We start from the raw sequence: 663 nt of genomic DNA, 5'->3' as shown, positions 1-663 counted from the left end.
AAATCGTCGACGCTCCGGAGAACGTCACCGCAGGCGAGCCGATCAACGTCACGGCGAACGTCACAAATGAAGGCGATCTACAAGGAACTGAAACTGTCGAGTTCCTCCGCAATGGCACGGTGGTTGTGAGCGAGTCGGGCGTTTCGCTCAACGTCTCAGAGACGGAACAGTTTGAATTCACGACCGAGACTAACGACTCCGACATCGGCAGCAATCTCAACCTCACAGTTCGGGCCGGTGAGCGGTCGGATTCGACGACGGTGACAGTACTATCACCGCCGGATTTCAATATCACGAACGTTACTACGGATGATCCGGTCGCTCCCGGCGCAACCGCGACAGTCGAAGCCACGATCCGGAACGACGGGGATAGCGCTGGCACAGAGGATGTTAGACTCCTGCGGGGCCCAGACGATGAAGTCGATGTTGTGGAAGACGTCTCGCTAGATGCCGGCGAGACGACGACGGTGAAACTCGCCGTCGAAACGGATGAAACGGATGCTGGGGAAACGATTTCCCTCGAATTAGTCGCAGGCGACGGCGCTGACGGGGGCGGCGTAGCCGTCGATATCGAAGTGCCAGCTGACGAGCGGTTCAATGTCTCCATCGACGCGAACGCTTCCGACACGAGAATCGTCGAAGGCGAGAACCTGACTGTCGTCG

At 58.2% G+C, this 663-nt stretch carries 1 protein-coding gene; it reads left to right on the top strand.

Annotated elements, in window-relative coordinates:
- A partial coding sequence (locus DVK07_RS20420) for a CARDB domain-containing protein (RefSeq protein WP_199719681.1) occupies positions 1 to 663 on the top strand: 663 nt, incomplete at both ends.

This window comes from Halorubrum sp. Atlit-26R (assembly GCF_003666015.1).
GTDB lineage: Archaea > Halobacteriota > Halobacteria > Halobacteriales > Haloferacaceae > Halorubrum.
The sequence above is the reverse complement of the archived record's forward strand: the minus strand, read 5'-3'. Positions and strand labels throughout refer to the sequence as shown.